The organism is Streptomyces sp. NPDC096323 (assembly GCF_040302845.1).
GTDB lineage: Bacteria > Actinomycetota > Actinomycetes > Streptomycetales > Streptomycetaceae > Streptomyces.
In genome coordinates, this window is the sequence record NZ_JBEOSI010000003.1 from 189,389 (window position 1) to 202,830 (window position 13,442).

At 73.1% G+C, this 13,442-nt stretch carries 7 protein-coding genes; 5 read left to right on the forward strand and 2 right to left on the reverse strand.

The annotated features are described in order from the left end of the window. Nucleotides 1–80 precede the first annotated feature (80 nt). Nucleotides 81–3,419 (forward strand): ATP-dependent helicase, encoded by a 3,339-nt coding sequence (locus tag ABTX18_RS08705; RefSeq protein WP_352122028.1) that lies wholly within the window; start codon nt 81–83, stop codon nt 3,417–3,419. A gap of 22 nt (nt 3,420–3,441) precedes the next feature. Here the strand turns inward: ABTX18_RS08705 and ABTX18_RS08710 are convergent, their stop codons facing one another. After that, nucleotides 3,442–4,347: an SAM-dependent methyltransferase gene (locus ABTX18_RS08710; RefSeq protein WP_352122029.1), complete on the reverse strand. Its 906-nt coding sequence runs from the start codon at nt 4,345–4,347 to the stop codon at nt 3,442–3,444. 274 nt (nt 4,348–4,621) lie between these two features. Here ABTX18_RS08710 and ABTX18_RS08715 point away from each other — a divergent pair, with 274 nt between their 5' ends. Genes ABTX18_RS08715 through nudC form a run of 3 tightly spaced genes read left to right on the forward strand, consistent with a single transcriptional unit; the run spans nt 4,622 to nt 10,498 of the window. Next, the gene (locus ABTX18_RS08715; RefSeq protein WP_352122030.1) at nt 4,622–8,104 is read left to right on the forward strand and encodes an ATP-dependent helicase; all 3,483 of its coding nucleotides are present in this window, start codon (nt 4,622–4,624) and stop codon (nt 8,102–8,104) included. A 10-nt stretch (nt 8,105–8,114) separates the two neighbouring features. Next, on the forward strand, nt 8,115–9,509 hold the full coding sequence (locus tag ABTX18_RS08720) for a dipeptidase (RefSeq protein ID WP_352122031.1): 1,395 nt from the start codon (nt 8,115–8,117) through the stop codon (nt 9,507–9,509). 44 nt (nt 9,510–9,553) lie between these two features. Further along, entirely contained in the window at nt 9,554–10,498 is a 945-nt protein-coding gene (gene nudC / locus ABTX18_RS08725; protein ID WP_352122032.1) for an NAD(+) diphosphatase, read from the forward strand. A 157-nt stretch (nt 10,499–10,655) separates the two neighbouring features. Here nudC and ABTX18_RS08730 read toward each other — a convergent pair whose 3' ends face one another. Further along, nucleotides 10,656–10,913, reverse strand: a complete 258-nt coding sequence (locus ABTX18_RS08730) for a mycoredoxin (protein WP_352122033.1) — start codon at nt 10,911–10,913, stop codon at nt 10,656–10,658. 288 nt (nt 10,914–11,201) lie between these two features. Between ABTX18_RS08730 and ABTX18_RS08735 the strand changes: the two genes are divergently transcribed. Further along, entirely contained in the window at nt 11,202–13,391 is a 2,190-nt protein-coding gene (locus ABTX18_RS08735; protein WP_352122034.1) for an ATP-dependent DNA helicase UvrD2, read from the forward strand. The last annotated feature ends 51 nt before the right edge of the window (nt 13,392–13,442 follow it).

The following is a 13,442-nucleotide window of genomic DNA, read 5'->3' on the forward strand; positions in this document are numbered from 1 at the left end:
TACCGTCGTCGGTTCGCGGCACGCGCCGCGGTCCCACCTCCCGTACTCCCAGCACACCCACCAGGACCGGCGACCCCAACGTGAGCTCCTCCTCCACCACCCGGAACAGTCCGCACCGTCAGGCACGGCGGGGGACCACGGGCGCGTACCGGCTGGTGCGTACCCTGCCGGGCTCCGTGGACCCCCCTCTCCTGGACGCGGCACAGCGGGCGGTGGTTGACCACCCCGGCGGCCCGCTGCTGGTCCTCGCGGGGCCCGGGACCGGCAAGACCACCACCCTCGTCGAAGCGGTCGCCGCCCGGGTCGCCCGGGGCGCGGACCCGGCCCGGATGCTGATCCTCACCTTCAGCCGCAAGGCCGCCGTCGAGCTGCGCGACCGGATGGCCGCCCGGCTCGGAGCAGCCCGCGGACCGCAGGCCACCACGTTCCACTCCTTCTGTTACGCCCTGGTGCGCGCCCATCAGGACGCCGACCTCTTCGCGGACCCGCTGCGCCTGCTTTCCGGACCCGAGCAGGACGTCACCGTCCGCGACCTGCTGGCGGGCCAGCTCGACCTGGAGAAGGAGGGCCACGCCCACATCCGGTGGCCCGACGAGCTGCGGGCCTGTCTGACCACGCGCGGCTTCGCCGACGAGGTGCGCGCCGTCCTCGCCCGCAGCCGTGAGCTGGGCCTCGGCCCGGACGCCCTCGCCGACTTCGCCCGGCGCACCGGCCGGCCCGACTGGGGTGCGGCCGCCGCGTTCCTCGCCGAGTACCTGGACGTGCTGGACGCCCAGGGGGTGCTGGACTACGCGGAGCTCGTCCACCGCGCCGTGCTGCTCGCGGAGCGGCCCGAGGTGTCGGCGCTGCTGGCCGGCGGCTACGACACCGTGTTCGTCGACGAGTACCAGGACACCGACCCGGCGCAGGTACGGCTGCTGCACGCGCTGGCCGGTAACCGGGGGAGCACCCCGGGCGGCGGCGGCGGTGGCCGGAACCTGATCGCGTTCGGCGACCCGGACCAGTCGATCTACGCCTTCCGCGGCGCCGATGTGAACGGCATCCTCGACTTCCCGGAACTGTTCCGGCGCGCGGACGGCGACCCGGCCCCGGTCGGCGTCCTCACCACCTCACGCCGCTCGGGCGAGGGCCTGCTCGCGGCGACCCGGCTCCTGACCCGCCGGATGCCGCTCACCCGGCTGCCGTCGGCGAAGGTGCGGGCCCACCGGGAGCTCGGCGCGGTCCGCGAGGGCGGCAGCGTCGAGACGTACACCTACCCGACCGCCTCCACCGAGCTCGACAACATCGCCGACCTGCTGCGCCGCGCGCATCTGGAGGACGGGGTGCCGTGGCACGAGATGGCGGTCCTGGTCCGGGCGGGTGGGCGCACCATCCCCGCCGTGCGCCGGGCCCTGACCTCGGCGGGCGTTCCGCTGGAGGTCGACGGCGACGACCTGCCGCTGCGGCACGAACCCGCGGTGGCCCCGCTGCTGACGGCCCTGCGCACGGTGGCCACGGCGGCGCTCCGCAGGGGGGCGGACGCGGGGGAGACCGCCGCGTCCGTCTCCTGGCTCGACACCGAGACGGCGCTCACCCTCCTCGCCTCCCCCCTCGGCTCCATGGACTCCGCCGACCTGCGCAGGCTCGGCCGGGCCCTGCGCGACGAGGAGCGCGCCGCCGGCAACCGCGTGCCCGCGCCCTCCGGCGAACTGCTCGCCCGCGCGCTCGCCGAACCGGAACGGCTCGTGACGCACGACCCGGCGTACGCCCGCGGCGCCCAGCGCCTGGGCGCGCTGCTGCGCACGGCGCGCGAGCTCCTCGAAGCCGGCGGCACCGCCGAGGAGGCCCTGTGGGCGCTGTGGTCCGGCACACCCTGGCCGGCCAGGCTGGAGCGCGCCGCGCTGCGCGGGGGCGCGGGCGGCCGTAACGCCGATCGCGACCTCGATGCCGTCTGCGCCCTGTTCGACACCGCGGCCCGGGCGGAGGAGCGCACGGGTGGCCGGGGCGCGCTCAACTTCCTGGAGGAGGTCGACGCCCAGGACATCGCGGCGGACACGCTCTCCCGGCGCTCCGCGCGGCCCGACGCCGTACGGCTGATGACCGCGCACCGCTCCAAGGGCCTGGAGTGGCGCCTGGTCGTCGTCGCCGGAGTGCAGGAGGGCCTCTGGCCCGACCTGCGCCGCCGCGGCTCGCTGCTCGAGGCGGACCGGATCGGCCGCGACGGCCTCGCCGAACCCCTCACTCCAGGAGCCCTCCTCGCCGAGGAGCGCAGGCTCTTCTACGTGGCGGCGACCCGCGCCCGCGAGCGCCTGATCGTCACCGCGGTCAAGGCCCCCGCCGACGACGGCGACCAGCCGTCCCGCTTCCTCACGGAGCTCGGCGTCGAGCCCCGCGACGTCACCGGACGGCCGCGCCGGCCCCTCTCCGTCGCCGCCCTCGTCGCCGAGCTGCGGGCCACCACCGTCGACCCCGCCGCCTCCGACGCGCTGCGCGAGGAGGCCGCCCACCGCCTCGCCCGCCTCGCGGCGCTCAGCGACGACGAGGGCCGGCCGCTCGTACCGGCGGCCCACCCCTACCGCTGGTGGGGCCTGTACGAACCGACCCGCTCCGCGGTCCCGCTGCGCGACCGGGACCAGCCCGTCGCCCTGTCCGGCAGCGCGCTCGACCAGCTCGCCAACACCTGCGCGCTGCAGTGGTTCCTGGGCCGCGAGGTGAAGGCCGACGCCCCGGCGACGGCGGCCCAGGGCTTCGGCAACGTCGTCCACGTCCTGGCCGACGAGGTGGCTTCCGGCCGGACGCCCGCCGATCTCGCCGTCCTCATGGAGCGGCTCGACTCGGTCTGGGACGGGCTGGTCTTCGACGCGCCGTGGAAGTCGCAGCAGGAGAAGGAGCAGGCCCGCATCGCCCTCGAACGCTTCCTGCGCTGGCACGTCATGGACCGCACCGGCCGCACCCCGGTCGCCAGCGAGCACGATTTCGACGTGACGCTGGAGGCGGGGGAGTACGAGGTGCGCATCCGCGGCTCGATGGACCGCGTCGAACGCGACGCCGACGGCCGGGCCTACGTCGTCGACTTCAAGACCGGCAAGCAGTCCCCGACGAAGGACGAGGTCGCCCGCCACCCCCAGCTCGCCGTGTACCAGCTGGCGGTCAGGGAAGGCGCGGTCGACGAGGTCTTCGACGGCACGCGCCCGGAATCCGGGGGCGCCGAACTCGTACAGCTGCGCCAGCCCGCCCTCAAGAAGGAGGGCGGCGACGCCGTGCCCAAGGTGCAGGCCCAGCAGCCGCCGGAGACCGAGTGGGTCTCCGATCTGCTGGCGACCGCCGCCGGACGGGTCCTGGACGAACGGTTCACCCCGTCGACCGGCCAGCACTGCACCCACTGCTCCTTCAGGGCGTCGTGCAGCGCGCAGCCGGAGGGGCGCCACGTGCTGGAGTGAGCGGGGACCGCCGCCGGGTCGCTCAGCGCTTGCGGGCCATCACTCCGTACACGCTGACGTCCGCGTCGGTGACGTCGTCGATCGGCTGGTAACGCGTACGGTCCAGCTCGTCCAGCCCCGCCACGAACTCCGGATCCGGGTCCGCCGCCTCGGGCAGATCGACGACGTGCTCGGGCCGCCAGCGGTGCACGGGAACGACGCCCGGGTCGAGCATCTCCAGACCGTTGTCCGTCACGAAACGCTCGACCTGCGCGTGCGAGCGGCGGACCATGGCGAAGCCGCGCTCCTTGAACGACTTCGTGATCCGGCCGACCTGCTCGGGGTTGAGGTCCGAGCTGACGTTGCTCAGTACGAGGTAACTGCCGGGTGCCAGTGCGTCGATGAGCTGCTTGACGATCGGGTAGGCCTCGTCGTCCTCGATGAAGTGGAGGACGGCGGCGAGGACGAGGGCGACCGGCTGGTCGAGGTCGAGGGTGTGACGGGCGGCTTCGAGGATCTTGGCGGGGTCGCGGAGGTCCGCCTCGATGTAGTCGGTGCGGCCCTCGGGTCCGCTGGTGAGCAGGGCCCGGGCGTGGACGAGGACGACCGGATCATTGTCGACGTACACCACGCGGGCGTCGGGCGCGATGGCCTGGGCGATCTGGTGCACGTTCTGCTGGGTCGGCAGGCCGGTGCCGATGTCGAGGAACTGCCGGATGCCGTCCTTCGCAGCGAGCGTGACCGCCCGCCGCATGAAGTCGCGGTTGTGCCGCACGGTGAGGTACCCGCGGGGGTTGGCGGCCAGGGCCATGGCCGCGGCCTCGCGGTCGGCCGGGTAGTTGTCCTTGCCGCCGAGGAAGACGTCGTAGACCCGTGCGGGGTGCGCCTTCGTCGTGTCGATGCGCTTCCTGAGCTCTTCGGCGTCAGGGGCGGGGGCGTCGGCGCTCATGGCTCCGTCCTTGTCAGTATGTTGATGCGTTCAGAGTCGCTCGATGATGATCGGGCTGTGGTCCGAAGTGATCGCCTTCAACCTAGACCGGACACGGGGGCTGGGGAGGCACTTCCCGGACTCTTCGACGGCGTAGGGGCGGCAGGGACTCGTAGGCGCGAGGAGGCAGACGGGCGGACGGGCAGCCGGTGTCCGGCGTGGAGCCCGTCACATCCCGGACGGCCCCTTCCGACGGCTTCGTGGGTTGTCAGTCTCTCCGGTTAGCCTCTGTGGAGTGTCCTCACGCCTCACCGATCCCGAGCAGCTCAAGGAGCTCCTCGGGATCCCCTTCACCCCGGAGCAGACGGCGTGCATCATCGCGCCGCCCGCCCCGCAGGTGATCGTCGCCGGGGCCGGGTCGGGGAAGACCACGGTGATGGCCGCGCGCGTGGTGTGGCTGGTCGGGACCGGCCAGGTCGCCCCCGAGCAGGTCCTCGGGCTCACCTTCACCAACAAGGCGGCCGGGGAGCTCGCCGAGCGCGTCCGCAAGGCCCTGATCGCCGCCGGGGTCACCGACCCGGACGTCATCGACCCGGACAACCCCCCGGGCGAGCCCGGCATCTCCACGTACCACGCCTTCGCCGGCCGGCTCCTGGCCGATCACGGGCTGCGGATCGGACTCGAACCCACCACCCGCCTCCTCGCCGACGCCACGCGCTACCAGCTCGCCGCCCGCGTGCTGCGCGAGGCGCCCGGCCCGTACCCGGCCCTGACGAGGTCGTTCCCCACCCTGGTCAGCGATCTTCTGGCGCTGGACGCGGAGCTCGCCGAACACCTCGTAGAGCCCGAACAGCTCGCGGAGTACGACACCGAGCTGCTCCGCACCCTGGAGACCGCCAAGCTCAGCAACGCGGAACTGCGCAAGATCCCCGAGGCCGCCGAGGCCCGCCGCGAACTGCTCTCACTGACCCGGCGCTACCGGGAGGCCAAGCGCAGCCGCGACCTCCTGGACTTCGGGGACCAGATCGCCCTCTCCGCCCGGCTCGCCCTCACCCGCCCCGAGGTCGGCGCCATCCTGCGCGACGAGTACCGCGTCGTCCTGCTCGACGAGTACCAGGACACCTCCGTCGCCCAGCGCCTCCTGCTCTCCGCCCTCTTCGGCAGCGGCCCCGACGGCATCGCGTCCGGACACGCCGTCACCGCGGTCGGCGACCCCTGCCAGGCCATCTACGGCTGGCGCGGCGCGTCCGTGGCCAACCTCGACGACTTCCCCAGCCACTTCCCGCACGCCGACGGCACCCCGGCCGCCCGCTACTCCCTCAGCGAGAACCGCCGCAGCGGCGGCCGCCTCCTCCGCCTCGCCAACGGGCTCGCCGCCCCCCTGCGCGCCATGCACGAGGGTGTCGAGGCCCTGCGCCCCGCTCCGGGTGCCGAGCGCGACGGCCTCGTCCGCTGCGCCCTGCTGCGCACCCACGCCGAGGAGCTCGACTGGCTCGCCGACTCGATCGCCCACCTCGTGCGCACCGGCAAGGCCCCCGGCGAGATCGCCGTCCTGTGCCGCACCGCGGGCGACTTCCCCGGAATCCAGGCCGCGCTCGTCGCGCGCGACATCCCGGTCGAGGTCGTCGGCCTGTCCGGGCTGCTCCACCTCCCCGAGGTCGCCGACCTCGTGGCCGTCTGCGAGGTCCTCCAGGACCCGGGAGCCAACGCCGCCCTGGTCCGGCTGCTCACCGGCCCCCGCTGGCGGATCGGCCCCCGCGACCTGGCGCTGCTCGGCCGCCGCGCCCGCCTCCTCGTCCACCGCGCCGCCCACGGGGACGAGGACGACTTCGACCCCGACCGCCGCCTCGCCGAGGCCGTCGAGGGTGTCGACCCGGCCGAGGTGATCTCCCTCGCGGACGCCCTGGACACGTTCCTCGACTCCGGCGGCGAGCAGGACGACCGCCTGCCGTTCTCCGCCGAGGCCCGCGTCCGTTTCGCCCGCCTCGCCACCGAACTGCGCGACCTGCGCCGCTCGCTCTCCGACCCGTTGATGGACGTCCTGCACCGGGTCCTCGCCACCACCGGCCTCGAGGTCGAGCTGTCCGCCTCCCCCCAGGCCCTGGCGGCCCGCCGCCGTGAGACCCTCGCCAACTTCCTCGACGTCGCCGCCCGGTTCGCCGCCGTCGACCCGGAGGCGACGCTGCTCGCCTTCCTCGGCTTCCTGCGCACCGCCGCGCAGTACGAGAAGGGCCTGGACAACGCGCTGCCCGGCGGCGAGAACACCGTAAAGGTCCTCACCGCCCACAAGTCCAAGGGCCTGGAGTGGGACGTCGTCGCCGTGCCCGGCCTGGTCACCGGCCAGTTCCCCAGCGGCCGGTCCCGTGAGGCCTGGACCTCGCAGTCCCAGGTCCTCCCGCACGCCCTGCGCGGCGACGCGGCCACGCTGCCCGTCCTCCACTCCTTCGACGCCAAGGGCCTCAAGGGCTTCAAGGAGGAGCTGAGCGAGCACCAGCACACCGAGGAGCTCCGCCTCGGCTACGTCACCTTCACCCGGCCCCGCACCCTGCTGCTCGGCTCCGGCCACTGGTGGGGACCGAGCCAGAAGAAGCCGCGCGGCCCGTCCGCCTTCCTGGAGGCGTTGTACGAGCACTGCGCGGCCGGACACGGTGAGATCGAGGCGTGGGCGGACGAGCCGGCCGAGGACGAGGAGAACCCGGCCCTCGGCGAGGCCACGGCCGACCACGCCTGGCCGCTGCCCCTGGACGCCACCGCACTGGCCCGCCGCCGGGCCGCCGCGGACACGGTGATGGCCCGTCTGGAGGCGCTGGCCCTGGCACCGTCGCCCCTTCCGGACGAGTCCAACGAGGTCTTCCCGGACGAGGAGCTGTTTCCCGACGAGGCGCCGTTCCCCGAGGACGACCCCTTCCTGGACGACGGACCCTTCCCCGACGACGCACCCTTCCCCGACGACGACGACGACGACGACGACGACGACGACGACGACGACGATGACGACGATGACGACGGCGTGCCCCGGGCCCCCGCCGCCCCGCACGTCCCCGCCGCCCGCGCCCCCGAGCGGCTCCCCGCACGGCTCACCCCCGAGGAGTCCCGGACCCTCGCGTCCTGGGACCGCGACCTCGACGCCCTCGCCGGGGAGCTGCGCCGCGCCCGCGCCACCGTGCGTGAGGTCCTCGTGCCCGCCTCGCTCTCCGCCACCCAGCTGCTGCGCCTCGCCGACGACCCCGACGGCTTCGCGCAGGAACTGGCCCGCCCCATGCCCCGCCCCCCGCAGCCCGCAGCCCGCCGGGGCACCCGCTTCCACGCCTGGGTCGAGTCACGCTTCGAGGAGCTGCCGCTCCCCATGCTCGGCCCCGACGAGCTGCCCGGCGGCGACGAGAGCGACGCCGACATCGCCGACGAGCGCGATCTCGCCGAGCTCAAGGAGGCCTTCGAGCGCACCCCGTACGCCCGCCGGACCCCGTACCGCGTCGAGACGCCCTTCCAGATCACCCTGGCCGGCCGGGTGATCCGGGGCCGTATCGACGCGGTGTACCGCACGGGCAACACGTACGAGATCGTCGACTGGAAGACCAGCCGCACCAACACCGCCGACCCCCTCCAGCTCGCCGTCTACCGCCTCGCCTGGGCCGAACTGCACGGGCTGCCGCTCACCGACGTCACAGCCACCTTCCTCTTCGTACGCAGCGGCGAGAGCGTCCGCCCCACCCGCCTCCCCGGCCGCCCGGAACTGGAGCGCATCCTCCTGGACGAGCCACCTCCCGTGGGCGGATAAGCTGAAGGTCATGAGCGACACCCCGGACAGTGCCGTCCGTACGTACACCGAGCAGCACCGCGCGGCCTTCCTCGACGACCTCGCCGAGTGGCTGCGCATCCCGTCCGTATCCGCACAGCCGGAGCACGACGAGGACGTACGGCGCAGCGCCGCGTGGCTGTCCGCCAAGCTGAAGGAGACCGGCTTCCCGGTCACCGAGATCTGGGAGACGGACGGTGCGCCCGCCGTCTTCGCCGAGTGGCCCTCCGACGACCCGGACGCCCCCACGGTTCTCGTGTACGGGCACCACGACGTGCAGCCGGCCGCCCGCGAGGACGGCTGGGACACCGAGCCCTTCGAACCGGTGGTCCGCGACGGCCGCATGTACGGGCGCGGCGCCGCCGACGACAAGGGACAGGTGTTCTTCCACACCCTCGGCGTCCGGGCGCACCTCGCCACCACCGGCCGCACCGCCCCCGCCGTCCACCTCAAACTCCTCGTCGAGGGCGAGGAGGAGTCCGGCTCCCCGCACTTCCGCGCCCTGGTCGAGCAGCGGGCCGACCGCCTCACCGCGGACGCCGTGATCGTCTCCGACACCGGCATGTGGGACGAGACGACCCCGACCGTGTGCACCGGCATGCGCGGCCTGGCCGAGTGCGAGATCGAGCTGCACGGGCCGGAGCAGGACATCCACTCCGGATCGTTCGGCGGCGCCGTCCCCAACCCGGCGACGGAGATCGCCCGCCTCGTCGCGGCTCTCCACGACACCGACGGCCGGGTCGCCGTCCCCGGCTTCTACGACGGCGTGGCCGAACTCACCGAGACCGAACGCGCCCTCTTCGCCGAGCTTCCCTTCGACGAGGCAACCTGGCTGCGCACCGCCAGGTCCGGCGCCGCCTCGGGCGAGGCCGGGTACTCCACGCTTGAGCGGATCTGGGCGCGTCCCACCGCCGAGGTCAACGGCATCGGCGGCGGCTACCAGGGCGCCGGAAGTAAGACGGTCATCCCGTCCTCGGCGCTGGTCAAGATCAGCTTCCGGCTGGTCGCGGGCCAGGACCCGGACCACGTCCAGAAGGCCGTGCAGGCTTGGGCCGAGGACCGTATCCCGGCGGGGATCCGCCACCGGATCACCTTCCTCCCGGCCACCCGCCCCTGCCTGACGCCTCTGGACCATCCCGCGCTGCAGGCCGTGGCCCGCGCCATGGGGCGGGCCTTCGGCAAGAAGGTCCTCTTCACCCGCGAAGGAGGCTCGGGACCCGCCGCCGACCTGCAGGACGTGCTCGGCGCACCCGTCCTCTTCCTGGGCATCTCCGTACCGTCCGACGGCTGGCACGCCCCCAACGAGAAGGTCGAAATCGACCTGCTGCTCAAGGGCGTCGAGACCACCGCCCATCTCTGGGGCGAACTGGCAGCCGCACTCCGCTGAATCCTCTGAACACCCGATCCATCCCGGGGGAGTAGGAAGCACCTGTGAGCACCTTCGACAATGCCACCACGGACCGGCCCATCGGCCTGACCGCGCCGAGCGGCATCGACCGCGCGGCGCACCACCGCCTCGACGAGGCCTGGCTGGCCGCCGCGTGGAGCCACCCGACGACCCGGGTCTTCGTCGTCTCCGGCGGGCAGGTGCTGATCGACGACACGGCCGACGGCACCGAACTCGTGATGACCCCCGCCTTCGAGGCGCCGGTCACCGAGACCCACCGCTACTTCCTCGGTACCGACGAGGACGGGGTCAGCTACTTCGCGCTCCAGAAGGACTCGCTGCCCGGCCGCATGGACCAGTCGGCCCGGCCGGCGGGCCTGCGCGAGGCGGGCCTGCTCCTCGGCGCCCGTGACGCGGGCCTGATGGTGCACGCGGTGGCGCTGGAGAACTGGCAGCGGCTGCACCGCTTCTGCTCGCGCTGCGGCGAACGTACGGTCATCGCGGCGGCCGGCCACATCCGCCGCTGCCAGGCCTGCGGCGCCGAGCACTACCCGCGTACCGACCCGGCGGTCATCATGCTCGTCACCGACGACCAGGACCGCGCCCTGCTGGGCCGCCAGGTCCACTGGCCGGAGGGCCGGTTCTCGACACTGGCCGGTTTCGTCGAGCCGGGCGAGTCGATCGAGCAGTCCGTGGCCCGCGAGGTCTTCGAGGAGGCGGGCATCGCGGTCGGCGAGGTCGAATACATCGCCAGCCAGCCCTGGCCGTTCCCCTCCAGCCTGATGCTCGGCTTCATGGCACGCGCCACGACGTTCGACATCAACGTCGACGGCGAGGAGATCGAGGAGGCCCGCTGGTTCTCCCGCGAGGAGCTGACGGCGGCCTTCGAGTCGGGCGAGATCCTGCCGCCGTTCGGCATCTCGATCGCGGCCCGCCTTATCGAGATCTGGTACGGCAAGCCGCTCCCCAAGCCGGTGCGGGCGGGCTGAGCGGGCGGGCTTCTCACGCACCACCACCCCCCGTCGGCCTCGGCGCAGCACCGCCCCCTCCGGTGGTCTCGACGCAGCACCACCACCCCGTCGGCCTCGACGCAGCACCGCCCCCTCCGGTGGTCTCGACCGGAGGGGGCGGTTGGGCGCCGGGCTGTCAGGCGGTGAGGGCCTGCTTCACCTGAGCCAGGCTCGGGTTCGTCATGACGACGTTCTCGCCACCGCCGGAGGGGGCCACCAGAACGGTCGGGACCGTCTGGTTCCCGCCATTCGCCTTCTCGACGAACGCCGCCGACTCCGGGTCCTGCTCGATGTTGATCTCGGTGTACGCGATGCCCTCGCGGTCCATCTGGCCCTTGAGCCGACGGCAGTAGCCGCACCACGTGGTGCTGTACATCGTCACAGTGCCCGGCATGTCTTCGCGCTCCTCTGTCTCATCGGTCACGGCAGTCCCGTCACGCCCCGTCGCGGTCTCATCCGTCACACTTCTGCGCCGGACCGAGATCCTGCGAGAAGCCGGGACGTGCGTCGCCGCACGGAAGGGGAACGTACGTGACCTGGCCACCATTCCCGGACCGCTCCCGTTTCGGCCGGGCCGCCTCCGTACTGCTTCGGACCGGCCACCCTCGTATTAGTACGACAGACGCACCTCCCCTGTGGACAACTTCCGCGGCCGCCCCTTTCGACCTGGCAGCATGGCGGGGTGACATCAGCAACGCATTCCACTCTCTTCCCGCAGGTCCCCGACTCCGCCGACGCCGTCCTCGACGGGCTCGACCCCGAGCAGCGCGAGGTCGCCATGGCCCTGCAGGGCCCGGTTTGTGTGCTGGCCGGAGCCGGTACGGGCAAGACGCGGGCCATCACGCACCGCATCGCTTACGGGGTGCGCGCGGGGATACTCCAGCCGTCGAGTGTGCTTGCCGTCACGTTCACCAACCGGGCCGCCGGCGAGATGCGCGGGCGCCTGCGCCAGCTCGGCGCGGGCGGGGTGCAGGCGCGGACCTTCCACTCCGCGGCGCTGCGTCAGCTCCAGTACTTCTGGCCGAAAGCAGTCGGTGGAGATCTGCCCCGGCTGGTGGAGCGCAAGGTCCAACTGGTCGCCGAGGCGGCTGCCCGCTGCCACCTCCGGCTGGACCGCAACGAGCTGCGCGATGTCACGAGCGAGATCGAGTGGGCCAAGGTCACCCAGACCGTGCCCGCCGACTATCCGGCCGTGGTCGCCAAATCCCAGCGGGACGCCCCGCGCGACCCGGCCGAGATCTCCCAGGTCTACGCGATGTACGAGCAGCTGAAGCGCGACCGCACGGTGATCGACTTCGAGGACGTCCTGCTCCTCACCGTCGGCATCCTGCAGGACCGCCATGACATCGCCGACCACGTCCGCCGTCAGTACCAGCACTTCGTCGTCGACGAGTACCAGGACGTCAGCCCGCTCCAGCAGCGGCTCCTCGACCTCTGGCTCGGTGACCGGGACAACCTCTGCGTCGTCGGCGACGCCAGTCAGACGATCTACTCCTTCACCGGAGCCACCCCCGACCATCTGCTGAACTTCCGCACCCGTCACCCCCGGGCCACCGTGGTCAAGCTCGTCCGGGACTACCGCTCCACGCCCCAGGTCGTCCATCTGGCCAACGGGCTGCTCTCGCAGGCCCGTGGCCGGGCCGCCGAGCACCGGCTGGAACTGGTCTCGCAGCGCGAGCCCGGCCCCGAGCCCGCCTACCTGGAGTACGCGGACGAGCCCGCGGAGGCCGAGGGCACCGCCCGGCGGATCCGGGATCTGATCGCCGCGGGCGTCCCGGCCGGTGAGATCGCCGTGCTCTACCGGGTCAACTCCCAGTCCGAGGTCTACGAGCAGGCCCTCGCGGACGCGGGCGTGCCCTACCAGCTCAGGGGTGCGGAGCGGTTCTTCGACCGCCCGGAGGTGCGGGAGGCGGGTGTCGCCCTGCGCGGGGCGGCCCGGGCGGGGGGCAACGACTCCCTGCTGGACGACGCGGAGGGCCTGCCCTCCGAGGTGCGGGCCGTCCTCTCCACCAAGGGCTGGAGCAGCGAGCCGCCCGCCGGATCGGGGGCGGTGCGCGACCGCTGGGAGTCCCTGGCCGCCATCGTCCGGCTGGCCGAGGACTTCGAACGCGCCAGGCCGGGTGCGACCCTCTCCGACCTTGTCGCCGAACTGGACGAGCGGGCGGCCGCCCAGCACGCCCCCACGGTCCAAGGGGTCACGCTGGCCTCGCTGCACTCGGCGAAGGGCCTGGAGTGGGACGCCGTGTTCCTGGTCGGGCTGACCGAGGGCATGATGCCGATCACCTACGCCAAGACGGATGAGCAGATCGAGGAGGAGCGCCGGCTGCTCTACGTCGGTGTCACCCGGGCCCGCTTCCACCTCTCGCTGTCGTGGTCGCTGGCGCGCTCGCCCGGTGGCCGGGCGAGCCGCAGGCCGAGCCGGTTCCTGAACGGGCTGCGCCCCGGCTCGGCGGCGCTCGGCGGGCGGGCGACGGCAGGCGGAAGCGGCGGGATCGAGCGCCCGGCCGCGGCCCGGCGCAAGCGGCGGGGGCCCGCGCTTTGCCGGGTCTGCGGCAAGACCCTGACCGACGCCGGCGAGATGAAGCTGATGCGCTGCGACGACTGCCCGTCCGACATGGACGAGGCGCTGTACGAGCGGCTGCGCGACTGGCGCGCGGCCCGCGCGCAGGACATCGGCCAGCCCGCGTACTGCGTGTTCACCGACAAGACGCTGATGGCCATCGCCGAGGCGGTGCCTGCCACCGAGGGCGAACTGGCCGTGATCTCCGGGGTCGGCGCGCGGAAGCTGGGCCGGTTCGGCGCTTCCGTGCTGGACATCTGTGCAGGTGGGGACGGGTCTGAGGGAGCCGCAGCGGCCGACGAGGAGATGTGAGAAAAACTCGTCGAAAAAATAGTTTGCGCCCGCCCCAGTCATCACCATAGG

Coding starts and splice junctions, on each gene's coding strand:
- ABTX18_RS08710 (WP_352122029.1), bottom strand. CDS start 4,347: ATGAGCGCCGACGCCCCCGCCCCTGACGCCGAAGAGCTCAGGAAGCGC.
- ABTX18_RS08720 (WP_352122031.1), top strand. CDS start 8,115: ATGAGCGACACCCCGGACAGTGCCGTCCGTACGTACACCGAGCAGCAC.
- ABTX18_RS08730 (WP_352122033.1), bottom strand. CDS start 10,913: ATGCCGGGCACTGTGACGATGTACAGCACCACGTGGTGCGGCTACTGC.